Origin of the sequence: Allorhizobium pseudoryzae (assembly GCF_011046245.1) — a bacterium.
Taxonomy (GTDB): Bacteria; Pseudomonadota; Alphaproteobacteria; order Rhizobiales; family Rhizobiaceae; genus Neorhizobium; species Neorhizobium pseudoryzae.
The window spans coordinates 1097637-1119338 of record NZ_CP049244.1 but is presented as its reverse complement, the minus strand read 5'-3'; the positions used below and the strand labels follow the sequence as shown (position 1 = coordinate 1119338).

The 21702-nt window shown below is 63.3% G+C and carries 19 protein-coding genes; 11 read left to right on the top strand and 8 right to left on the bottom strand.

What is annotated here, in order from left to right:
* Window positions 1-28: 28 nt before the first annotated feature.
* The 7 genes from G6N78_RS23990 to ltnD all read right to left on the bottom strand — a co-directional run bounded on the left by G6N78_RS23990 (window position 29) and on the right by ltnD (window position 6348).
* Window positions 29-802 carry an SDR family oxidoreductase gene (locus G6N78_RS23990; protein WP_165224925.1) on the bottom strand — a complete coding sequence of 258 codons (774 nt, stop codon included), beginning with the start codon at window positions 800-802 and terminating at the stop codon, window positions 29-31.
* A complete protein-coding gene (denD, locus tag G6N78_RS23985) occupies window positions 799-1785 on the bottom strand; it encodes a D-erythronate dehydrogenase (RefSeq protein ID WP_165224921.1) in 987 nt (328 codons plus the stop codon). The genes G6N78_RS23990 and denD overlap by 4 nt, the downstream gene beginning before the upstream one ends.
* A gap of 48 nt (window positions 1786-1833) precedes the next feature.
* Window positions 1834-2604, bottom strand: a complete 771-nt coding sequence (locus tag G6N78_RS23980; RefSeq protein WP_165224918.1) for a FadR/GntR family transcriptional regulator — start codon at window positions 2602-2604, stop codon at window positions 1834-1836.
* A 143-nt stretch (window positions 2605-2747) separates the two neighbouring features.
* Complete coding sequence (locus G6N78_RS23975) at window positions 2748-3512, bottom strand: hydroxypyruvate isomerase family protein (RefSeq protein ID WP_165224915.1); 765 nt, start codon at window positions 3510-3512, stop codon at window positions 2748-2750.
* A gap of 1 nt (window position 3513) precedes the next feature.
* On the bottom strand, window positions 3514-4164 hold the full coding sequence (otnC, locus tag G6N78_RS23970; protein ID WP_165224912.1) for a 3-oxo-tetronate 4-phosphate decarboxylase: 651 nt from the start codon (window positions 4162-4164) through the stop codon (window positions 3514-3516).
* Window positions 4161-5435, bottom strand: a complete 1275-nt coding sequence (gene otnK, locus G6N78_RS23965) for a 3-oxo-tetronate kinase (protein ID WP_165224909.1) — start codon at window positions 5433-5435, stop codon at window positions 4161-4163. Before otnK ends, otnC begins: the two co-directional genes overlap by 4 nt.
* A 4-nt stretch (window positions 5436-5439) precedes the next feature.
* The gene (ltnD, locus tag G6N78_RS23960) at window positions 5440-6348 is read right to left on the bottom strand and encodes an L-threonate dehydrogenase (RefSeq protein ID WP_165224907.1); all 909 of its coding nucleotides are present in this window, start codon (window positions 6346-6348) and stop codon (window positions 5440-5442) included.
* Window positions 6349-6491: 143 nt separating this feature from the next.
* On the opposite strand from ltnD, the gene G6N78_RS23955 reads away from it, so the two are divergent.
* From G6N78_RS23955 to G6N78_RS23915, 9 genes are all read left to right on the top strand, one after another.
* Window positions 6492-7490, top strand: coding sequence for a LacI family DNA-binding transcriptional regulator (locus G6N78_RS23955; protein ID WP_165224904.1), 999 nt, complete (start codon window positions 6492-6494; stop codon window positions 7488-7490).
* A 149-nt stretch (window positions 7491-7639) separates the two neighbouring features.
* The gene (locus tag G6N78_RS23950) at window positions 7640-8593 is read left to right on the top strand and encodes a sugar-binding transcriptional regulator (protein ID WP_165224901.1); all 954 of its coding nucleotides are present in this window, start codon (window positions 7640-7642) and stop codon (window positions 8591-8593) included.
* Window positions 8594-8741: 148 nt separating this feature from the next.
* Window positions 8742-10061 (top strand): ABC transporter substrate-binding protein, encoded by a 1320-nt coding sequence (locus tag G6N78_RS23945; protein WP_165224898.1) that lies wholly within the window; start codon window positions 8742-8744, stop codon window positions 10059-10061.
* A 272-nt stretch (window positions 10062-10333) separates the two neighbouring features.
* Window positions 10334-11206 (top strand): carbohydrate ABC transporter permease, encoded by an 873-nt coding sequence (locus G6N78_RS23940; RefSeq protein ID WP_165224895.1) that lies wholly within the window; start codon window positions 10334-10336, stop codon window positions 11204-11206.
* Between the two features lie 4 nt (window positions 11207-11210).
* Complete coding sequence (locus G6N78_RS23935; protein ID WP_165224892.1) at window positions 11211-12041, top strand: carbohydrate ABC transporter permease; 831 nt, start codon at window positions 11211-11213, stop codon at window positions 12039-12041.
* 23 nt (window positions 12042-12064) lie between these two features.
* Window positions 12065-13081 carry an ABC transporter ATP-binding protein gene (locus G6N78_RS23930; RefSeq protein WP_165224889.1) on the top strand — a complete coding sequence of 339 codons (1017 nt, stop codon included), beginning with the start codon at window positions 12065-12067 and terminating at the stop codon, window positions 13079-13081.
* 76 nt (window positions 13082-13157) lie between these two features.
* The gene (locus G6N78_RS23925; protein WP_165224887.1) at window positions 13158-14639 is read left to right on the top strand and encodes a mannitol dehydrogenase family protein; all 1482 of its coding nucleotides are present in this window, start codon (window positions 13158-13160) and stop codon (window positions 14637-14639) included.
* A 9-nt stretch (window positions 14640-14648) separates the two neighbouring features.
* Window positions 14649-15359: an HAD family hydrolase gene (locus G6N78_RS23920; protein ID WP_165224885.1), complete on the top strand. Its 711-nt coding sequence runs from the start codon at window positions 14649-14651 to the stop codon at window positions 15357-15359.
* Window positions 15360-15414: 55 nt separating this feature from the next.
* Entirely contained in the window at window positions 15415-16995 is a 1581-nt protein-coding gene (locus G6N78_RS23915) for an FGGY-family carbohydrate kinase (RefSeq protein WP_165224883.1), read from the top strand.
* Window positions 16996-17020: 25 nt separating this feature from the next.
* Here the strand turns inward: G6N78_RS23915 and G6N78_RS23910 are convergent, their stop codons facing one another.
* Window positions 17021-19096 (bottom strand): putative bifunctional diguanylate cyclase/phosphodiesterase, encoded by a 2076-nt coding sequence (locus tag G6N78_RS23910; protein WP_165224881.1) that lies wholly within the window; start codon window positions 19094-19096, stop codon window positions 17021-17023.
* Between the two features lie 296 nt (window positions 19097-19392).
* Here G6N78_RS23910 and G6N78_RS23905 point away from each other — a divergent pair, with 296 nt between their 5' ends.
* Both G6N78_RS23905 and G6N78_RS23900 read left to right on the top strand, forming a co-directional pair.
* Complete coding sequence (locus G6N78_RS23905; protein ID WP_165224879.1) at window positions 19393-20472, top strand: LacI family DNA-binding transcriptional regulator; 1080 nt, start codon at window positions 19393-19395, stop codon at window positions 20470-20472.
* Window positions 20469-21491 carry an ABC transporter substrate-binding protein gene (locus tag G6N78_RS23900; RefSeq protein WP_165224876.1) on the top strand — a complete coding sequence of 341 codons (1023 nt, stop codon included), beginning with the start codon at window positions 20469-20471 and terminating at the stop codon, window positions 21489-21491. The genes G6N78_RS23905 and G6N78_RS23900 overlap by 4 nt, the downstream gene beginning before the upstream one ends.
* Window positions 21492-21702: the final 211 nt, after the last annotated feature.

The window sequence follows — 21702 nt, the reverse complement described above, 5'->3', positions numbered from 1 at the left end:
ACTTAAGGCAGGACCGGACATTCGGCCGCTATCCGCGACCGACAAACGGCATCTTGGTCGCCATCACCGTCATGGTCAGCACATTCGCATCGAGCGGAAGGCTCGCCATGTAGACAACGGCATTGGCAATATGCATCGGATCGATCGTCGGCTCGGCGGCAATCGAGCCGTTCGCCTGGATGACGCCCGTCGCGATCTTCTGCGTCATCTCGGTGCCGGCATTGCCGATATCGATCTGGCCGCAGGCGATATCGAAGGGACGGCCATCGAGCGCGGTCGATTTGGTCAGCCCCGTGATCGCATGTTTCGTCGCGGTATAGGGCGCCGAATTCGGTCGGGGCGTGGTGGCCGAAATCGAGCCGTTGTTGATGATGCGCCCGCCGCGCGGCGTCTGCGCCTTCATGATGCGCAGCGCCTGCTGCGTGCAGAGGAAGGCACCGGTGAGATTGGCACCGACGACTGCGTTCCACTGCTCGAAGGTCAGCTCTTCCATCGGCACGCCCGGCGCGCTGATGCCGGCATTGTTGACGAGCAGATCCAGGCGGCCGAATTTCTCGATGACGGCATCAAACAGCGCCCTGACCGACGCCGGATCGCCGACATCGGCTGCCACCGCCTCGACGCGCCCGCCGGTTGCGGCGGCGATTTCCCGGGCTGCCTGTTCCAGCACATCGGCGCGGCGACCGGAGATCACCACGGCATGGCCGGCAGCCGACAGCGCCTGCGCGATGGCTTTCCCGACGCCCGTGCCGCCCCCCGTGACGAGCGCGACACTGCCGGACTTATTGACTGAACCGGTCATGCCAGCGTCCCTCCGAGTTCGTCCTCGATATGGATGCGGATGATCTCGTCAAAGGTCTTTTCCGCCTTGAAACCGAGGCTTTCGGCACGCCGGGCATCGAAATTCGTCGGCCAGCCGGCGACGATCTTCTCGATCACCGGATCGGACTGGCGACGGATCAGAGACACCGCCTTGTTTCCGGCGACACGCCGCAGCGCCTCGATCTCTTCACCGACGAGGGCCGAAAGACCCGGCATGGTGAGGTTGCGCCGCGGGCCGATGAGGCTCGTATCCATGGTGGCCGCATGGACAAAGAAGCCGACGGCGGCGCGCGGGCTGGCAAACCAGTGGCGGACATCCTCGCTGACCGGCAGCACGGCTTCCTTGCCGGACAGTGGCTCGCGCAGGATGTTGGAGAAGAAACCTGAGGCCGCCTTGTTGGGCGTGCCGGGGCGGATGCAGATGGTGGGCAGGCGGATGCCGACGCCATCGAAAATGCCACGGCGCGAATAGTCCGCCAGCAGCAGTTCGGCGATCGCCTTCTGCGTGCCATAGCTGGTGAGCGGCGTGGTGAAGAATTCCTCGCCGATCACGTCGTGGAAGGGCGCACCGAAGACAGCGATGGATGAGGCGAAGATGACGCGCGGCACGTAAGGCTCGCGAAGCCCCTCCTGGCGGATGGCCTCGAAGAGCCAACGTGTTCCGTCGAGATTGACGGCATAACCCTTGTCGAAATCGGCTTCCGCTTCGCCCGAGACGATGGCGGCGAGATGAATGATCACATCCGGACGCCCGGCGACCAGCTTGTCCGCCGTGCCAGGAGCGGCGAGATCGATGGTCAACGCCGTTGCGACCCCCTGCAGGCTTTGCGGCACGGCTGGTTCGAAGGCATCCGCCAGCGTCAGGCGGTGAATGTCGCCTCCGAGGATCGCCGGCTCTGCCGCGATCTTTTCCACCAGCTTGCGGCCCACCATTCCGGCGGCACCGATGACCAATACATGCATGTGCGGCTGTCCTCCTTGCCGTTCCTTTTTCTCCGCCTGAGCGGAGCCTTAGCGTCCGTTGTGCACCGTCCGCCGCTCCTCCGGCGACGATCGTGCCCGCATCTCCCGTGTCGTCTCGTAAATGCGGGTCAGATGACCGCGGAAAGCCTCGACCACGGCGTTCCGATCGCGGCGGCGCAGCGCATCGACGATCGCCACATGGTCGGCGTAACTGTTGTCGGTCGCGCCCGGCACCGCCATCGCATGGCGACGCTGCTCCATCAGGTAACCGTAGAGATCGACGACGAAATCCGTCAGAAGCGGATTGCCGCAGGCGCGGTAGATGGCGAGATGGAATTCGCGGTCGCAGATGAGGAAGCGCATCGTATCCTCACCCACCTGGCGCTGCGCCTCCAGGAGCGCATCGAGCTTGGCGAGCAGTTCGTCCGTCACGTGATCGACGGCCTGGTCGACCACATGCAGTTCGACGAGCAGGCGTGCGCCGTGCACGGCTTCCAGATCGTAGCGGTCGATGGCGCTCGGTGCGGCAATGGTGATCGGCAGATGGCTGAGATCGACGGCGGCAACGCGGCTGCGGCTGCCCTGCGACACCTCGATGAAGCCCTTGGCAGCAAGGATCTGGATGGCGCCTCGCACCGTCTCGCGGCTGACATGCAGGACGCCTGCCAACTCGCGTTCACCCGGCAGTTCGTCACCCGGCCGCAGCATGCCCGTCGCAATCAGCGTCGTCAGCTTGTCGGCCACGGCATCGCGGGCCGTCTGGCGGGTAATGGACCGCCCGAGTTTCGGAACTTCAGTCAGAATGCCGTCGGTCTTCATGCCCCGCCATCCCCCTCCTATCCGTCGCTTCGCAGCCGTTGCCTCCCCGCAACTGGTCTGCTGGACGGACCAGCGGATATGTTGGTAGCCAGCCTTGGCGAAACCGTCAATGGCAATTCGTCGCTGCATTGCGGCAGACGATCTCATCGCAGCGCCTCCATCCAGCCGAGGCCGGCATTGGTGGTGCTGCGCGGCCGGTATTCGGCACCGATCGGCGCCGTATAGCCAAGCCCATCCAGTGCCTTGAGCACAAAACGATAATCGACTTCGCCCTGATCCGGCTCGCCACGATCCGGCACGGCGGCGATCTGGATATGGCCGATCACCGGCAGCAGCCGTTCCAAACGGCGCGTCAGATCGCCCTCCATGATCTGCAGATGGTAGCAGTCGAACATCAGCTTCAGATTGTCGCGACCGACCGCCTCGATGATCGCGCAGGCCTGGGTCGAGGTGTTGAGGAAATAGCCCGGCGCATCGCGCGTGTTGAGCGGCTCGATGAGGATGGTTTTGCCCTGCTCCGCGGCCAGTCCACAGGCGAAATCGAGGTTATCGAGGAAGGTGCGGTGTGCCGCCTCCCCTTCCGCCTTGCCGGCCATCACGTGGATGTTCGGCGTGCCGATCGCCACCGCGTAGTCGATGGCCTGGCGGATCACGGCGCGGGCCTCGTCCACCCGCTCCGGAATGGCGCAGAGACCGTTATCGCCGGCGGACGGATTGCCGCGCGAGGTGTTGAGCCCCAGCATGACGAGGCCCGTCTCCTGCAGGGCGAGGCGCAGATCATCGACCGCCACGGCGTATGGCCAGTGGCATTCGACAGCGTCAAACCCGGCGGCCTTGGCGGCGCGCACCGCATCCGGCAGCGAGAGTTCCTGCCAGAGGAAACCGAGATTGGCGGAAAACAGCGTCATCTCAATCCCACTCCACATCAAAGCTTCGGACGATCTCGCCAACTTGCGCATCGGTCAGGACTTTCGGTTTCCGGCCATGGGTGAGAAGCGCGAGCTTGGCCGTCTCTTCCAGTTCCTCCACCGCATAGACCGCCGCTTCCAGATCCTTGCCGGCCACGACCGGCCCGTGATTGGCGAGCATCACCGCCGAGCGCTTGCCGGCAAGGCCGCGGATCGCATCCCCCATCGCCGGATCGCCGGGGATGAAATACGGCAAGAGCTTCACCTTGCCGAGCTTCATGATCGAATAGGCGGTGAGCGGCGGCAGCATGTTGTCCGGATCGACCTCCGGCAGCATGGACAGCGCCACCGAATGGCAGGAATGCAGGTGCACGACGGCGCCGGTTTTCACCGGGCGGGTTTCGTAAAAGGCGAGATGCAGCGGCATCTCCTTGGTCGGTTTGTCGCCGCCGATCAGCCGGCCTTGCGGGTCAAAGAGCGACAGACGTGCCGGATCGAGCGTGCCGAAGGAGCTGCCGGTGGGCGTGACGAGCAACCGGCCATCCGAGAGAAGTGCGGAAATGTTGCCGGACGAACCGCCGGTGAGGCCGCGGTCGAAGATCGACCTGGCCATCCGGCAGATATCTTCGCGCAGTCTTGCCTCTTCGCTCATGCGCCCTCCAGCTGCCGGAAGGCATCGCCAAAGAAGGTTTCAACCCCGAAGTTCCCGGATTTGAGCGCCATCGCCACCGCCTCGCCGTCGATCTGCGCGAAGGTCCACGGCACGCCCGGCGCAATCTCGCGCCCGACCGACAGCCGGTGAACGCCAAGTGCGCTGGTGACCGCACCAGCCGTTTCGCCGCCAGCGACGACAAACCGGCGAATGCCGAGATCGAAAGCCTCGCGCGCCAGGGCTGCCAGCGCCTGTTCCACCACCTCGCCTGCCTGCTGGACGCCGAGCACCTCCTGCGCGCGGCGCACATCCTCCGGCTCGGCGGTCGCATAGATCAGTTTGGGCGCATCCGGCGCCTGTGTCTTCAGCCAAGCGCTGGCTTCGGCGATCCCCTCGGAGGACAGCTGCAGGGGATCGAGGCGGAAACTCGTGGCGCTCTCGCTGTAAGACGCCACCTGTTTGCGCGTCATCGCCGAACAACTGCCGGAGAGCACGATCTGTCCGCCGGCCACCCGGGGTGCGGAAAATTCCCCGTTTTCAGCCGTCAACCGACCGGCCGCGGCCAGAAGGCGCGGCAAAGGCATGGCGAGCGCACTGCCGCCGGTGATCAGCGGCAGGTCAAGCACCGCCTCGGCAATGACGGCCAGATCCTCGTCCGCCACCGCATCGACGATCACGTGGGACGTCCCCTCGGCCTGAAGAGCTGAAAGCCGCGCCTTCAGCGCCGCGACGCCGCGGGCGACGACGAGCCGGTTGGCAAGGCCGACCTTGCCCTTCACCTGTGGGGCGAGAAGCCGCACGAGGCTCGAATCCCGCATCGGGGTGAGCGGATGATCCTTCATCGGGCTTTCATCGAGCGGCTGTTCGCCAACGAAGAGATGGCCCATGAAGATGGCACGGCCATTCTCCGGAAAGGCGGGGCAATAGATCGTCTGCGTCGCGCCCAGATCCGCCATCAAGGCTTCCGCCACCGGGCCGATATTGCCCTTCTGTGTGCTGTCGAAGGTGGAGCAGTATTTCCAGTAGATCCTGTCCGCACCGTGAGCGCGCAGCCAGGCGAGCGCCTGCCGGGTTTCGGAAACGGCGGACTTAACGGCGGTCGTGCGGCACTTGAGCGCGATGATCTCGAAGGGTGAGATTTCGCCGGCATCCTCGCCTTCGCGCGGCAGGCCGATGCGCAGCGAGACGGGATAACCGCTGCGGGCGAGAAGCCCGGCAAGGTCGGTCGCTCCCGTAAAATCGTCGGCAATGGCGCCCACCGCGATCCCCATCCGCCTACTCCATGCCCGGCAGCACGAGGCCGCTCTTCTGCGCCAGGATCTTTGCCACGGCCGCATCGTCCTCCAGGCCGAAACCGGCTGCGGATGCTTCCTTGAACAGAGCCAGAGCCGTGGCACTCAAGGGCGTTTCACCCCCCTCGCGTTTCGCCTCGTCGGTGACGATGCCGAGATCCTTGACAAAAATGTTGACGGCGGAGCGCGGGGTATAATCCCCCTCGACGATATGCGGCCCGCGATTTTCGAACATCCAGGAGGAGCCGGCGGACACCCGGATCACGTCGAACACCGTCTGCAGGTCGAGCCCGGCCTTTGCCGCCAGCGTCAGCGCCTCCGCTGCGGCCGCGATATGCACGCCGGCAAGCAACTGGTTGATCATCTTGACCTTGGAGCCGAGGCCGATCTCCTCGCCGAGGCGGAACACCTTGGCGGAGACGGCATCAAGTGCCGCCTGTGCCGCATCGAAAGCGGCACTCGGGCCGGAGCCCATCACGGTGATCTCACCGGAAAGGGCCTTCAGATGCCCGCCGGAGACCGGCGCATCGATCACCTGCATGTGAGCCGCGAGAAGCCTCTCGGCAATGTCGACCGTCACGCTCGGCGCCATCGTCACGCAGAGCAGGAACACGGTTCCGGGTTTCGCTGTCGCCACCGCCCCGTCCTCGCCGAACAGCACCTGTTTGGCCTGATCGGAATTCACGACGAAGACGAAGACGACGTCGCTGGGCGGAACGTCCTTCGCACGGGCGAAGGCTTGCCCGCCTTCGCCTTCGAAGCGCGCCAGCACATCCGGACGGATATCGACGCCGCTCACCCGGAAGCCTGCCCGCAGCAAGGACACCGCTGCACCCCACCCCATCGAACCGAGCCCGATGACGGTTGCCGATTGTTGTAACGCCACTCCCATTCCTCCCTCTGGTCGTTGCGCTAAAAATCCGGTATCGATACCGGTATCGGTAACGTAAAAGGGTGAATGCGGGTTTGTCAATCGTTCCTCAGCAACCATACACTGAGTGAAAAGCCCGAAAGTGCCCGCAGGATGAGAAAGCCATGCGCCGCCCCACGTTGGAAGAAGTCGCATCCGCCGCCGGCGTCAGCAAGATGACGGCATCGCGTGCGCTCCGGGGCGCGCGGGACGTCTCCAAGGATAACATCTTGAAGGTGCGCGCAGCCGCCGAACGCATCGGTTATGTCGGCAATCAGCTGGCGCTCTCCTTGTCGGCGCAGCATACGAACCTGATCGGCGTCGTGGTGCCGACCATGTCCAACGTCGTCTTTCCGGAAGTCCTGTCGGGAATCAGCGCCGTGTTGGAAGGCACCGGCATGCAGGCGGTCTTCGGGCTGTCCGAATATGATGCGGCGAAGGAACGGGATATCATCCGCAACATGCTCTCCTGGCGACCGGCGGCGATGATCGTCACGGGTCTCGACCAGCCGGAGGAGACGATCCGCCTGTTGCGGCAGGCGGCCGTGCCGATCATCCAGGTGATGGATCTCGATGGCGAACCCGTCGAATTCAGTGTCGGACTGTCTCACACGATGGCGGGCGAAGAGATGGCACGGGCACTGGTTGCCGCCGGGCGGACACGGTTCGGCTATGTCGGAAGCGGCCTTGGCCGGGATTTGCGCGCCGCCAAACGCAAGGCGGGTTTCGAAGCGGCGCTCCAGGATGCTGGCCTGGCCTTTGTTGCGAAAGAAACCGCACCGGAGCTTTCTTCGCTCGGCCTTGGCAAACGTCTGACGCAGCGGCTTCTGGCGCGGGAACCTGAGATCGACTGCCTCTATTATTCCAATGACGACATGGCGGCGGGCGGCGCCTTTGCCTGTATGGAAAAGGGCATCGCGGTGCCGGAGCGTATCCTGCTTGCAGGCTTCAACGGGCTCGACATCGCCCAGGCCCTGCCGTTCAGCATCGCCACCTCCCATTCGCCCCGGCGGCAGATGGGCGAGACGGCGGCGCGCCTTGCCCTGCAGGCGATGACCGAGGAGCGCCCGACCCTGGAACGGGTCGTGGCCTTTACGCCGCGCATCTCCATGGCGGGCGAATGAGCGCCGCACTTGCCGGTCGGCGGATTTATGGACCTGCAATCGGCGCCGGCGAACCGGAATGCTGACAAATTGCCTTTCCAGTCCCTGAAATTGACATCACAATTCCATTCATGTCAGCAACCACGGTGGCAGAGCATTCAGGAAACGACATGGCAAGACGGTCTGATTCGCAGGGAAGATTGGATGACGCGGCGCGTGCGGGATGGCTCTATTACGTCGCCGGTCGCACGCAGGACGAGATTGCCGCGGCCATGGGCATATCCCGCCAATCGGCCCAGCGGCTTGTCTCGCTTGCCGTCGCCGAACGGCTGATCAAGGTCCGCCTGGACCATCCGATCTCCGCCTGCCTGGAACTCTCCAACGCGTTGCGTGACAAATTCAACCTGCGGTATATTGATGTCGTGCCCTCCGATCCGGTCGGTACGTCGTCCACGGTCGGCATTGCCGAGGCGGCAGCCGCCGAAATCGAACGCTGGCTGAAAAAGCCGGAGCCGATCGTGCTGGCCATCGGGACCGGGCGCACATTGAAGGCGGCGGTGGACCAGTTGCCCTACATGGAATGCCCGCAGCACCGAATCGTGTCGCTGACCGGCAATATCACGCCGGACGGTTCGGCTGCCTATTACAACGTCATCTTCTCGATGGCGGACGCCATCAAGGCACGGCATTTTCCGATGCCGCTTCCGGTTCTGTGCTCCTCTTCGGAAGAGCGGGTTCTGCTGCACGGCCAGCCGATCGTTCAATCCACCCTCACGCTGGGTGCGGCCGCGGACGTGACCTTCGTCGGCATCGGTGAGCTGGGCGAAGATGCGCCGCTCTGCGTCGATGGGTTCCTGGCGCCGGAGGACATGGCGGCTCTGATGGGCCGCGGCGCCGTCGGCGAGATCTGCGGCTGGATGTTCGACAAGAACGGCACATTGCTCGCCGACCCGGTCAATGACCGGGTGGCGAGCGTGCCCATTCCGCCGCGCGAGCGGGGAACGGTGATCGGCGTGGCACTCGGGCGACGCAAGGAACGCTCGATGGCGGCCGCCTTAAGGGGCGGCATGATCAACGGCCTGATTACCGACGAGAAGACAGCTGAGCATATGCTCGCCGTCTGAGCAAATTATTTTCTCAATAATATCAATTAGCTAGCTCGGTGCCGCTGCGCTGCAGCGACGAATGCCGCTTGACATTTGCCGGCATAAAATGAGTAATTGCCCATGAGCAAGGCGAATGCTCGTTTTTAAGTTCTTCTGGGAGGAAGACATGACATTGAGAACCATTCTGCTCGGCGCGGTGTCTGCGCTGGCTTTTTCCGGCGCTGCCTCCGCCGAGACCCTCACCATCGCCACCGTCAACAACGGCGACATGATCCGCATGCAGAAGCTGACGGATGACTTCAAGGCGAAGAACCCGGGCATTGACCTGGAATGGGTGACGCTGGAAGAAAACGTCCTGCGCCAGCGCGTCACCACCGACATTGCCACCAAGAGCGGTCAGTATGACGTGATGACCATCGGCATCTACGAGACGCCGATCTGGGGCAAGCAGGGCTGGCTCGCGCCGCTCGACAAGTTGACCAGCGACGCCAAATACGATGCCAACGACCTTCTGCCGCCGATCCGCTCCGGCCTGACGGTGGACGGCAAGCTCTACGCCGCGCCTTTCTACGGCGAAAGCTCGATGGTGATGTACCGCAAGGACCTGTTCGACAAGGCCGGCCTGAAGATGCCGGACGCGCCGACCTGGGACTTCATCGCCGACGCTGCCCGCAAGATCACCGACAAGGGTTCTGAAACCTACGGCATCTGCCTGCGCGGCAAGGCCGGCTGGGGCGAGAATATGGCCTTCCTGACGGCGACCGCCAATTCCTTCGGCGCCCGCTGGTTCGACGAGAACTGGAAGCCGCAGTTCGACCAGCCCGAGTGGAAGAACACGCTCGAGTTCTACGTCAAGCTGATGAAGGACGCCGGCCCTCCGGGCGCTTCCTCGAACGGCTTCAACGAAAACCTGGCGCTGTTCCAGACCGGCAAATGCGGCATGTGGATTGATGCGACCGTTGCGGCCTCGTTCGTCACCAATCCGAAGGAATCCAAGGTGGCCGACCAGGTCGGCTTTGCGCTGGCGCCGGACAACGGTCTCGGCAAGCGCGGCAACTGGCTGTGGTCGTGGAACCTCGCCATTCCGGCTGGCTCCAAGAAGGTCGAAGCAGCGGAAAAGTTCATCGCCTGGGCAACCAGCAAGGACTACCTGAACCTGGTTGCGGAAAAGGAAGGCTGGGCCAACGTTCCTCCGGGCACGCGCACCTCGCTCTACCAGAACCCGGAATACCAGAAGGCCGCAGCCTTCGCGAAGATGACGCTCGACTCCATCAACGCGGCAGACCCGAAGAAGCCGACGGTGAAGCCGGTGCCGTATGAAGGCGTCCAGTATGTGGCGATCCCGGAATTCCAGGGCATCGGCACGGCCGTCGGCCAGCAGTTCTCCGCGGCCCTGGCCGGCCAGGTGTCGGTCGATCAGGCACTGAAGAACGCCCAGCAGCTGACCGAGCGTGAAATGGCCAAGGCCGGTTATCCGAAGAAGTAAGACTTCGCGTACTTGATGAGCCGCAGTCCATGCGGCTCACTCTAGCCCTCTCTCCGCAAACGGGGAGAGGGAACCGGCAAGATCCTGATTTTGCAGACAAGACCCCTCCCCAACCCCTCCCCACAAGGGGGAGGGGCTTAACCCGCAGCACTCACCGCGCCCCTCGTTCGGGCAGGAGGATGCCGTGAGGTTTCTCCCCCCTTGTGGGGGAGATGGCGGCAGCCAGAGGGGGAGGTTCTGACTAAGTTCAACAGAACAAGAGGCGGGCTTCCATGGCGACGACCCACACCCGTTCGGCAGCACGCCTGATGATGGCGCCGTCCGTCATCCTGCTGTTTGCCTGGATGATCGTGCCGCTCGGCATGACCATTTATTTCTCCTTCCTGCGCTACAACCTGCTGATGCCGGGCATGGAGGAGTTCACCGGATTCCTGAACTACCAGTTCTTCCTCAGCGACCCCGCCTTCTTTGCGGCGCTGACGAACACGCTGCTGCTGGTTCTCGGCGTGCTCCTGATCACCGTAATCGGCGGCATTGCCTTTGCGCTTCTGCTCGACCAGCCGATGTTCGGCCAGGGGATCGTGCGCATCCTGGTGATCGCGCCGTTCTTCGTGATGCCGACGGTCTCGGCGCTCGTCTGGAAGAACATGTTCATGAACCCGGTGAACGGCCTGTTCGCCTGGATCGCCCGCAGCCTCGGTTTTGCCCCGATCGATTTTCTCGCGACCATTCCGTTGCTCTCCGTCATCATCATCGTCGCCTGGCAGTGGCTGCCTTTTGCGACGCTGATCATGCTGACCGCGCTGCAATCGCTCGACGAGGAGCAGAAGGAAGCGGCCGAGATGGATGGCGCCGGCTTCGTCTCGCGCTTCATCTACATCGTTTTGCCGCACATGGCCCGCGCGATGACCGTCGTCATCCTGATCGAGACGATCTTCCTGCTGTCGGTGTTTGCCGAGATCCTCGTCACAACCAATGGCGGGCCGGGCACGGAAAGCACGAACCTCACCTACCTCGTCTATGCGCAGGCACTGCTGCAGTTCGACATCGGCGGAGCCTCGGCCGGCGGCATCGTTGCGGTCATCCTCGCCAATATCGTCGCCATCTTCCTCGTGCGCCTCATCGGCAAAAATCTGGAGGCCTGACACCATGGCACGCAAGGTTTCCACCCAACGCAAGCTCATCATGACGGCGATTGCCTGGACGATCGGTTTCCTGATCTTCTTCCCGATCCTCTGGACCTTCCTCACCAGCTTCAAGTCGGAAGGCGATGCGATCGCCTCGCCGCCCGTCTTCCTGTTCTTCCACTGGACGACCGAGAACTACACTGAGGTCCAGAGCCGTTCGGATTACTTCCTGCACTTCTGGAACTCGGTGATCATGTCGCTCGGCTCGACCTTCCTCGGGCTTCTGATCGCCATTCCGTCTGCCTGGGCCATGGCCTTTTCGCCGACCAAGCGGACGAAGGACGTGTTGATGTGGATGCTTTCCACCAAGATGATGCCGCCGGTCGGCGCGCTGATCCCGGTCTACCTGATCTTCCGCGACGTGGGCCTTCTCGACAGCCGCATCGGCCTCGTGATCGTGCTGACGCTGATCAACCTGCCGATCATCGTCTGGATGCTCTACACCTACTTCAAGGAGATCCCCGGCGAGATCCTGGAAGCGGCCCGCATGGACGGCGCATCGCTGGCCAAGGAGATCGTCTACGTGCTGACGCCGATGGCGGTCCCGGGCATTGCCTCGACGCTGTTGCTCAACATCATCCTCGCCTGGAACGAGGCCTTCTGGACGCTGAACCTCACGACCTCGAGGGCCGCACCGCTCACCACCTTCATCGCCTCGTATTCGAGCCCGGAAGGTCTTTTCTACGCAAAACTCTCGGCCGCCTCGACCATGGCGATCGCCCCCATCCTGATCCTCGGCTGGTTCAGCCAGAAGCAGCTGGTGCGCGGTCTGACCTTCGGCGCCGTGAAATAACGGGCTTATAAAGGAACACGAAAATGGGCAGCATCACCCTGCGCAAGGTTTCCAAGGTTTTCGGCGAAGCCAAAGTCATCCCCTCGATCGATCTCGATATCAACGATGGCGAGTTCGTCGTCTTCGTCGGGCCGTCCGGCTGCGGCAAGTCCACGCTGCTTAGGCTGATTGCCGGGCTGGAGGATGTCTCCGGCGGCGAGATCATCATCGACGGCAAGGATGCGACCGAGGCGGCACCCGCGCAGCGCGGGCTTGCCATGGTCTTCCAGTCCTACGCGCTCTACCCGCATATGAGCGTGCGCTCCAACATCGCCTTCCCGCTGAAGATGGCCAACATCGACAAGGCGGAGATCGACCGGAAGGTGACCGATGCCGCCCGCGTGCTGAACCTCACCGATTATCTCGACCGCAAGCCGCGCCAGTTGTCGGGCGGCCAGCGCCAGCGCGTCGCGATCGGCCGGGCGATCGTGCGCCAGCCGAAGGCCTTCCTGTTCGATGAGCCGCTGTCCAACCTCGACGCGGCACTGCGCGTCAACATGCGTCTCGAGATCAGCGAGCTGCACCAGACGCTGAAGACGACCATGATCTATGTGACGCACGACCAGGTGGAGGCCATGACCATGGCCGACAAGATCGTCGTTTTGAATCGCGGACGCATCGAGCAGGTCGGCTCGCCGCTCGAGCTCTACCGCCGTCCGGCCAATCTTTTCGTCGCCGGTTTCATCGGTTCGCCGCGGATGAACCTCATCGAGGGGGAATTCGCCCGGTCGAAGGGAGCAAAGACCGTCGGCATCCGGCCGGAGCACATGACGCTGTCGCGCGAGGCCGGCACCTGGGAAGGGGTGGTGACGGTCGCGGAACATCTCGGCTCCGACACCTTCCTGCATGTCGAGGTGAAGGGCATCGGTTCGCTGACGGCACGGGCCGGCGGCGAATTTTCCTGCCGGCATGGCGACCGGGTGTTCCTGACACCGGACGAGGACAAGCTGCACCGTTTCGACGACAGCGGGCTCTCGCTGGCCGGCGACAGCACCGCCTGATGGACCGGGCTGCCTTGGCGCGGCCCAGCCACCCGAAACCATTTCAATGACCTGGACCCTTCGAGGACCTCAGACCATGACGATCAAACTCTCGCGCTCCAATCTGCCGGAAGTGGCCAAGACGGCGGCCGTGCCGCATTACGATCCGCAGCGCCTCATCCCGGGCATCCTCCATTTCGGCGTCGGCAACTTTCACCGCGCGCATCAGGCGGTTTACCTGGATGACCTGTTCAACGAGGGGCTCGACCACGACTGGGGCATCATCGGCGCCGGCGTCCTGCCGTCCGACCAGGCGATGCGCGACAAGCTCGCCGCTCAGGATTTCCTGACGACCGTCGTGGAGCAGGACAATAACAGAACGGCGGCTCGCGTGACGGCGCCGATGGTCGACATCCTGCCGGTTGGCGATACCGCGGCGATCATCGAGGCGCTCGCCAATCCCAAAATCCGCATCGTCTCGCTCACGATTACCGAAGGCGGGTATTTCATCGATGCCAACGGCGATTTCAACCCGGTCCATCCGGCGATTGAAGCCGATGCCGCCAATCCTGCCGAGCCGAAGACGGTTTTCGGACTGATCATTGCCGGCCTGAAGCTTCGCCGGGAGCGCGCTGTTGCACCCTTCACGGTCATGTCCTGCGACAACATCCCGGGCAACGGGCATGTGACCGAAAACACCATCTGCGGGCTTGCCCGCCTGTCCGATGCGGCATTCGCCGACTGGATCCATCAGAACGTCTCTTTTCCGAACTCCATGGTCGACCGCATCACGCCGGCAACCGGCAGCCGCGAGATCGACATTCTGGCGAATGACTTCGGCATAGAGGATAACTGGCCGGTCTTCTGCGAGGAGTTCAAGCAGTGGGTGATGGAGGACCGCTTCCCCGCCGGCCGGCCGCTGCTCGAACGGGCGGGCGTGCAGTTCGTGACGGACGTCGCGCCCTATGAACTGATGAAGATCCGCATCCTCAACGGTGGCCACGCAGCGATTGCCTACCCGGCGGCCCTCCTCGACATCCATTTCGTGCATGAGGCCATGGAGCACCCGCTGATCCGGGCGTTTCTCGCCAAGCTGGAACGGGAGGAGATCATCCCGATCGTTCCGCCCGTGCCGGACACCGATCTCGACGCCTATTTCCAGCTGATCGAGCGCCGGTTCCTGAACCCGAAGATAGGCGATACGATCCCGAGGCTGGCGCAGGACGGTTCGAACCGGCAGCCGAAATTCATCCTGCCGTCCACCGCCGACCGGCTGGCGAAGGGCGAGGACGTCATCGGCCTGTCGCTGGTCTCGGCGCTCTGGTGCCGTTATTTCGCCGGCACCTCCGACAGCGGCAAGACGATCACCTTCAACGACGCCAGTGCCGAGAAACTGCAGGCCGCGGCGCTGAAAGCCAAGGACGACCCGATGGCCTTCCTTGCCTTCGACGAGATATTTGGCGCGGTGTCCGGCTCGGAGCATTTCCGCGCTCGTTTTGCCCATGCTCTGCAAACCCTGTGGACGGAAGGCACCGCCAAGACCCTGCAGCTCTATCTTGACGACCGTCTGGCGGTTTAGACTGATGCGATGGAACAGGTTGTCGACCCTCTGGTGATTTTCGACTGCGACGGGGTTCTCGTGGACAGCGAGCCGCTGTCGATCCGCGTGCTGATCGATATCGTGCGGATGCACGGCGCGGATCTCGACGAGGCGGAAGCCTACCGAAAGTTCCTCGGCCGCAGTCTGTCCAATCTGGTGAGCGTGCTCGGCTCCGAATATGGCATCGCCGCCGATGCAGGATTTCTGGAGCGGATGCGCCGTGATCTTTATCACCGCTTCGAGAGGGAGTTGCTGCCGGTAAACGGGGTTGCGGACGCGCTGGCCACCCTTCCCTTCCGCCGCTGCGTCGCGTCCTCCAGCCAGCCGGAACGCATCCGGCTGTCGCTGAAGCTGACCGGTCTGCTGTCCTTCTTCGAGCCGAACATCTTCAGCGCCACCATGGTCGACAATGGAAAGCCGGCGCCGGATCTCTTTCTGCACGCAGCCCAGCAGATGGCCACCGATCCCGCACACTGCATCGTCATCGAAGACAGCCCTGCCGGCATCCTGGCCGCCAAGCGCGCCGGCATGACGGTGTTTGCCTTTGTCGGCGGCTCGCATGCGGACCGGGAGGAGTACCGTCACGAGGTTGCAGCACTTTCTCCGGACGTGACGTTTGACGCGATGTCGGATTTGCTCCACTTTGTGCGAAAACTGAGCAGTCAACCGGCTGTCCGCTCGTCCTCTCCTGCGCCGTGACGCGACGGATGAGGCTGACGCAAAGACGGTCCGACAGGATGGGAAGACGTACCTGATGCGCAAGCTTGTGGTGGCGGTCGATGTGGGAACGGCCAGCGCCCGCGCAGGCGTGTTTACCGCAGGCGGAGAGCTGCTTGCCAAGTCCAGCCACCCCATCCGCATGCGCCGCGACGGCGACGCCATTGCCGAACACGATTCCGACGACATCTGGCGCGCCGCCTGCCAGGCCGTGAAGGCCGCGATGGCAGAAGCGAATGCCAAGCCGCAGGAGGTGGCGGGCCTTGGTTTCGATGCCACCTGCTCGCTGGTGCTGCGCGACCTTAAGGGAAACCCACTTCCGCTGACCGCCACGGATGAAGGCCGCTTCGACACCATCGTCTGGCTCGATCACCGGGCGGTCAACGAAGCGGAGGCGCTGAACGCCACCGGCCATCCCGTGCTCGACTATTGCGGCGGCAGCGTCTCGCCGGAAATGCAGATGCCGAAGCTGATGTGGCTAAAGCGGCACAGGTCCGACCTCTGGCAGGCCATGGGACATGCCTTCGATCTTGCCGATTTCATGACCTGGCGTGCGACGGGATCGAGCGCCAGATCGCGCTCCACGCTGACGGCCAAGTGGAACTACCTGGCGCACGAGGACAGCGGATGGCGCGCGGACTTCCTGGCAGCCGCCAGATTGGAGGATCTCCTGGACCGCGCCGGCCTGCCGGAGACGTCCTGTCCTGTGGGCGCCGCACTCGGACGATTGACAGAGAGCGCCGCAACCGATCTCGGACTGACGAGGGCCTGCATCGTCTCGCCCGGCATCATCGATGCCTATGCCGGTGCTCTGGGCGCACTGGGGGCCACTGCGAGGGGAGCGGGTCACTCCGGCGATCTCGCCCTCATCGGCGGCACGTCGAGCTGCATTGTCGCCCTGTCGCCAGAACCGATCACGGCAAAGAGCCTCTGGGGACCGTTTTCCGGCGCGCTCCAGCCGGACCTGTGGCTGGTCGAGGGAAGCCAGTCCGCAGCCGGTGCGCTGCTTGACCACGTGGTGCGCATGCATGCCGCGGGCGGTGAGCCTGTTCCTGCCATGCACCAGCGGATCATCGAACGCATCAGCCTGCTGCGGCGAGAGACACCCTTTCACCTGGGCGAAGGCCTGAACATCCTGCCGGATTTCCACGGCAACCGGGCGCCGCTGGCCGATCCGCGCGCGACGGGGGCAATCTCTGGCCTGACCCTCGACACGTCTTTCGACGGGCTTTGCCGCCTGTACTGGCGGGCCTGCGTGGCGCTCGCTCTCGGCATCCGTCAAATCTTGGAAACGATGCAGGCGAGCGGCTATCCGGTCAGCACCCTGCATGCCGCGGGCGGCCATGTGCTCAATCCGCTTCTGGTGGAACTCTATGCCGATGTGACCGGCCTGCCGGTCCGGATACCCGCAGCGCGCGATGCCGTGCTGCTCGGAACGGCGATGGCGGCTGCGACCGCTGCAGGCATCCATCCGAACCTGCTGGCCGCAGCGGCGGACATGGACCAGGGCGGCAGGCGCCTTGTCCCCAATCCGGATGCCCGGGCCCATTATGATCGCGACTACCGGCGCTTTCTGATGATGCAGCGCCATCGGGCCGAGCTCAGCGCAATCCGCTAACCCATCGTCCGGACAGTGGTGCTGCCTAAACCGCCTTTGCCTGCGGCATCGCCTCTGTTGGCGCGCCGATCTCAGCACTGGGTTTGCCGAAGAGGTACCCCTGCAGGGAATTGATGCCGAGTTCTTCCAGCTGTGCGGCCTGCCGTTCGGTCTCGACGCCTTCGGCAACGATCTCGATGCCGAGGTCGCGCGCGATCACCGTGGTGCCGCTGATAATCGCCCGCCCGTGACTGTCCAGCGCCTGGACGAACGACTTGTCGATTTTCAACGCACTGATCGGCATTTCGTGCAACCGCGACAGCGACGAGTACCCGGTCCCGAAGTCGTCGACATGGATTTCGATGCCGAGCCCACGCAAGGCCGTCAGAACCGTCAGGATCACCGACCTGTTGCGCGGGTCAAAGACGGATTCGGTGACTTCCAGCACGAGGCAGCTGGGCGGCGCCCTGTGTGCGACGAGGGCCGAGTGGACCTCCTCGACAAAGCCGGGGGCCACCAGCTGCCGGACGGAGACGTTAACGGCGACCTTGACGCCCCGGCGCACCAGATCCTCCGACACGACCCGCGCCAGCGCCTCCTTCAGCACAAACGCGCCAAGCCGGACGATATCTCCCGTCTCCTCTGCAACGGCAATGAATTCGTCGGGATTGACGCGGCCGAGCTTGGGACTGACCCAGCGGCAGAGCGCCTCGTAACATTCGACCCGATGGGAACCAGCCGAGACGATCGGCTGGAAGGCGACGCTGAACTCACGGCGTTCCAGCGCGTTCTTGAAGGACTGGGCGATCGTGAGATTGCGTTCCTGCTCCGTCAGCAGCGCGCAGTCATACCGTTCGGTGATGCCCCGACCCCGGCGTTTGGCAGCCCCGGCGGCGAGATCCGCACAATGGATGGCCTCGCTGATGTCGTCGTCCGTGTGCGCCGCAAAGGCGATACCGGCACTGAAGCTGATGGTCAGATCATGTCCGGCAATGTCCATCGGCATTTCGACGAGAGAGCGGATATGGTCGGCGACAGTCGCGGTCGTCTCTCTCAACGCAGCCTCGGGTCCGCTGAGCACAATGACGAATTCATCGCCACCCCAACGGCACACGGCAACATCGTCGGACACACCTTGCATCAGACGACGGGCGACATCGGCCAGGACACGATCGCCGAAGGTGTGCCCCAGACCGTCGTTGATCTGCTTGAAGCGATCAAGATCGATGAACATCGCGGCAAAGGCATCGTTATGCCCCAGGTGATCCTTGCGGTTTTCGCACCAGCGCAAAAGCCCGGTGCGGTTCAGCACGTTGGTGAGCGCATCATGTTCGGCGAGCGTCTTCAATTCCGTCGTTCGCTGGTTGACGCGCGCTTCGAGCGTCGCATTCAGTTCCGCCAGAGCGTGCTGCTCCGCCTGGAGGTTCTCGACGAGATCATGGTTGGCAAAACGCAACGTCAGCGATTCGGCGAGGACGCGGTGATTGCTGCGGTGAACCGTCAGCATGGCCAGCGTGAAAACGAGCCCGAGAAAGGCCATCACCGGATCCGGTCTGCTTGCGAGCATCAGGGCGACCGCCCCCTGCAGCAGCATGCCGGCAATATAAAATCGTCCAAGCCGGATTTCGGCAGCCAACGTGCCCGTGGCTCCGGCCGCAAGCGCCGATATGATGACCAGTCCCGCATATCGAACGGTATCCGTCCCGTGATGCACGGCCCAGAAGGTGAAGGTGGTCCAGAGGATGAAGGAAAGCGACTGTCCAATCGTGTGCCTGATGCGCAGCTTCCGAACCATGTCGGACGGCAGGACGAGATGAGAGGCGAAGAGCGGACGGCTCTGCATGAAGTTGGTCAGCCTTCCGGCGCACACCAGGGCATGGGCCGACAACCAGGCGAGTAACAGCAACGGGATCTCAATGACCGGCCAGGCCAGGAGTGTCGCTCCGATCGCTGTGAAGAGATTGACGAAGACGCTGGAGAGGCTGCTCTTGTAGGCAAGGCGGAGAAGCTCTGTCTCCAGACGCGTGCCTGATTGCTGCCGGATTATCGCATTCTCCGCCTTCAGCGCGGAGGCATCGGTTGCAGCCCCTCTTTGACGCGGAGATGAGATATTTCCGTCCATGCTCCACTTTTCCTTTTCTTGACGGAAGAGGATTGGCGCGTGCGAGAAAGGCCATCCCTTCCGCCAATACTAGGCGACGCTGGTTACCTATCTTCTAATATAGGAATGTAAATTGCAGCAAGACGCGGCAAAGGCACGGCGTTTACTTGGAGGCGGCCTGGGTAAAATCATACAATACGGGAATACGCACAGAATATGAGCGCGCCCAGAGATTAAGCAATTTTCGCCACTGGCTCTCGACAAACGCCTCCTGATACAGTACCAAAATGCTTAAACGATTAAGCAACAGGTCATCTATGTCCGTCAGCCGCCCCGGCTCCAGTCTCAACGAAATCGCCACTCTGCTCGGCGTCTCGTCGGCGACGGTGTCGAATGCGCTGGCCGGGAAGGGTCGCGTTTCAGCGGAACTGGCGGACAAGATCCGATCAACGGCCGCTTCGCTCGGCTATACGCCGAGTCTGACGGGCCGGGCCCTGCGCACCGGGCGCACGCAGGTTCTGGGCCTTGTCCTGCCGAACATCGCCAACCCGCTCTTCCCCCAGATTGCCCAGGCGATCGAGCAGGCGGCGGCGAAGGCCGGATATGGCGTACTGATCGCCGACTCGCATGGCGACATCGCCGCTCAGACGGCCGCCATCAGCCGGCTGGTCGAGCGCGCGGTGGACGGCATCGTGGTCGTGCCGCGGCGCGGCACCCGCGTTGCCGATATCGGCAGACCCGTCGCCGTGATCGACAGTCCATCCACGCCCGGCAATACCGTATCCGCAGACCATTGGCAGGGCGGCCAGGCGATCGTCGAGCATCTGGTCGGGCTCGGCCACCGTCACTTCCTGCTGATCGGCAACAACCCGGATTCCAACGTCCAGAACGACCGGATCGGCGGCATGAAATCGCGCCTGCCCACCGATGGGCGCGCAGAGGTTCTCTGGATCGAAACCCATGACAGGGATCACGGCAAGGGCGCACCTTTGGGCTTGAAGGACAGGGTCCAGCAGGGCGTCACGGCGGTCTGCGCCGTCTCGGATCTTCCGGCGCTGAGAGCGCTCACCGAGCTGCAGGGCGCCGGCATTACGGTTCCCGACCAGGTGAGCGTCACCGGCTTTGACGATCTCGTGTTTTCCTCGGTGATCACACCTGGCCTGACGACGGTGCGCATGGACATGGGCACGATTGCCGACATCGCCATTGCCGCGCTTGTGCGCGCCATCGAGACCGAGAGCAAAGCTTCCACCGAACAACTGCGGACGACATCAGGCACGCTTGTCACCGCGGAGAAAAAAAGCGTGCCGATGGCGCTTGTCGTCCGTCAGACCTCCGGGCGCACAAGATTGAAACCGCACACGATGGATCTGCTTCCAGAAGGAGAACACCCATGAAAAAGACATTGCTGACCACCGCCTCCGCTCTCATGCTGGCGAGTGGCGTTGCGCAGGCCGAAGACAAGACGCTGACGATCTCCGTCTATGCCTTTGCCCAGGACGAGTTCAAGTCGATCGTCTACGAACCTTTCGAGAAGAAATGCGGCTGCAAGCTGGTGGTCGAGACCGGCAACAGCGTCGAGCGCCTCGCCAAGATGGAAGAGCACAAGGCAAGCCCTGTCGTCGACATGGCTGTGGTCTCGATGGCCGACGCGCTGGCCGCTTCGCGCAAGGGCCTGATCGACAAGATCGATACCGCCAAGCTTTCCAGCTTCAACAAGCTCTATGACATCGCCAAGGACCCGAACGGCGACGGCATGAGCGTTGGCTATACCTTTTACGCCACCTCGATCGTCTACCGCACCGACAAGATGAAGATCGACTCCTGGGGCGACCTGCTGAAGGACGACATCGTGTCCCACGTCGCCTTCCCGAACGTGACGACGAACCAGGGCCCGCCGGCGCTTTACATGCTCGGCCAGGCGCTTGGCACGGACGCGCCGGACCTGAAGGCGCCGATCGAGGCGCTCGGCGCCAAGAAGGACAAGATCGTGACCTTCTACGTGAAATCCTCGCAGCTCGTGCAGCTGATGCAGCAGGAAGAGATCTGGGCCGCCCCGGTCGGCCGCTTCTCCTGGGCGCCGTTCACCAAGCTCGGTCTGCCGATCGCATGGGCCACCCCGAAGGAAGGCCAGACCGGCGGCATGAACGTCATGGTCGTCACCAAGAATTCGAAGAACCGCGATCTGGCGCTTGAATTCATGGATTTCTGGCTCTCGACCGAAGTGCAGACCAAGCTTGCCGAAAAGCTGATCGACAGCCCGGCGAATGCCGAGGTGAAGGTGTCGGACGACGTGGCGAACAACATCACCTTCGGCGCAGACACCGCCAAGGCCCTGAAGCTCATCCCGTCCGACGTCGCGCTCGATTACCGTGACAAGTGGCTGTCCGAATGGAACAGCAAGGTCGGCCAGTAAGCGGGACAACGTCCCTTCCCGAATGCCTCCCAAGGCTGGGGACGCGGTGAGAGCGCAAATGCCTTCGCTGTGTCCCGCAAGGGACCCCGCAGCGGCACCCCGGCGCTGCCCCGAAAGACGGCCATCCGCAGCCCTGCGGATGGCGTGATTTGAACCCGATCCGCGCAAGCTCTGACGGTGCGAAAGCCCGCGTCTTGCGCACATTGAGGCA